Annotated in this window: 2 protein-coding genes; both read right to left on the bottom strand. The window is 38.1% G+C overall.

Annotated elements, in window-relative coordinates; genetic code table 11:
- Positions 1-529 precede the first annotated feature (529 nt).
- Positions 530-745, bottom strand: a complete 216-nt coding sequence (locus tag F607_RS0126925; RefSeq protein WP_027710456.1) for a hypothetical protein — start codon at positions 743-745, stop codon at positions 530-532.
- A gap of 589 nt (positions 746-1,334) precedes the next feature.
- Positions 1,335-1,481 (bottom strand): pentapeptide repeat-containing protein, encoded by a 147-nt coding sequence (locus tag F607_RS36290; protein WP_084611435.1) that lies wholly within the window; start codon positions 1,479-1,481, stop codon positions 1,335-1,337.
- Between the last annotated feature and the right edge of the window lie 84 nt (positions 1,482-1,565).

Genomic DNA, 1,565 nt, shown 5'->3' with positions numbered 1-1,565 from the left:
CGGAAGCTAATTTTAAACACTGAACTTTAACATTGGCAGCCCTTGGGGCTGCTCATAGCTGTCAAGCCTCCCGCTCTGCGGGAGCGTTATGACTTCTTTATGAGCCGTGTTAGAGGTGAAAATTCTAATGGCCTTGAAAAGTCTTCGTTAAGGTATATCGGTATTGGTCACTAAAGGTTATGTATGTTGATGGATTTATAAGAGTATTAGTTATTGTACCCTGTTAACCTCTAGGCTATCGTATATAACTTCACTTTTGAAAAGTCATTATTAGCAGCACCTTTGCCCAAAGTCGGGATAACCCTCATCGAACAGGCCGTCAATCCATCCCTGGAGGCTTGGTTGCCGCATCCTTGCGGCAAACAGTTCGACGAGGGTTATCCTACCTTTGTCTGTCATGGGTCACCATCTTGAATTTATACCACAAGTGTAGAGTGGTGATTAAGTATTAAAAAAGTGGACTAGCAGAATTTGAAAACGCGTAAAACTATCATGCTTATCTATGCGCATAGTTTTTCACACAGAAAAGCTATTCTAAATTTTTTATCAAAAGTTGATCTTCTGTTAGGTGAGGAAATTTTTTACGGATCAAATCTGCAGCTTCTTGAAAGGATGTTTCTGTATAAACACTCCACTGACCAGACTCATCAATTATTTCTACATCGTAAAAAGCCTCGTGCAGGAATTCATCAATGGCTTTATACTCTTTGCTTTCATCTGTAAGCTCAACGTCAAATAAAGCCATCTCTTACCCCTTTAAAAGAACAAGCATTAATAGAAGTATAGCTAATTCAGGAAAGATGACCGTTGTTTGAGGCTAATACTACAATTTTTTTAATAAGTTAAGGGTGTCTCGAAAAAATAGTGATTTTTTGTTAGAACAAGGCAGTCCTGCTCGGAGGAGTACGGTATATACACCCAATAAGAATGGTTTTTAGGTGCGGCCATCGAGTGACGAAGCCCCATGAGCCTATATTAATAGGTGATTGGGGTGAGGAGTGAAGATAACAAAATCTAGAAATTATTCGTGAAGGGTATATGCAATTATAAACAAGGTTTACGCCCTGATAGGGCTCCAGAGTAGTATGTGACGTTTCGTTTTGATCCTGATAGATATAACGTTATAGCTGTTTATTGCTGATAGGTATAAAAATACAAAAAGGTAAGCTTCAACAGAAGCTTACCTAAAAACTGCGTGATTGCGTCATTAGGATCAAGACAAATACACTATAAATATTTATCTATACAAGCCTGTTAAACATCAATAGCAGTGCATTTAAACTTATTTTATAACTATTAAACAAATAGTTTTCTGGTTTGTAATAAAAGACTGTTTAATTACAAACGCCAGGGTTTGGACCTTCCTTTAAGCAAAAGCCAATTGAGCCTTCATGGCATAAATCCCCATCTATCCAGGTCGCACCACAAAAGTTTGCCTGTTCTAAGTTGGCTCCCTCTAAATTAGCTGATGTTAACGCGATGCTCGACTTTTTAGCCTATTAATTTAGCTAACTGAAGAGGAGCATTGCCTTGGTTCCTATTAAATAATACACACAAACTGTGTG

The sequence above is a fragment of the Zooshikella ganghwensis DSM 15267 genome (assembly GCF_000428585.1).
In the GTDB taxonomy this organism is placed as follows: domain Bacteria; phylum Pseudomonadota; class Gammaproteobacteria; order Pseudomonadales; family Zooshikellaceae; genus Zooshikella; species Zooshikella ganghwensis.
Note: the sequence above shows the minus strand (reverse complement) of the source record. Positions and strands in the feature narration are given on the sequence as shown.

Coding starts and splice junctions, on each gene's coding strand:
- F607_RS0126925 (WP_027710456.1), bottom strand. CDS start 745: ATGGCTTTATTTGACGTTGAGCTTACAGATGAAAGCAAAGAGTATAAA.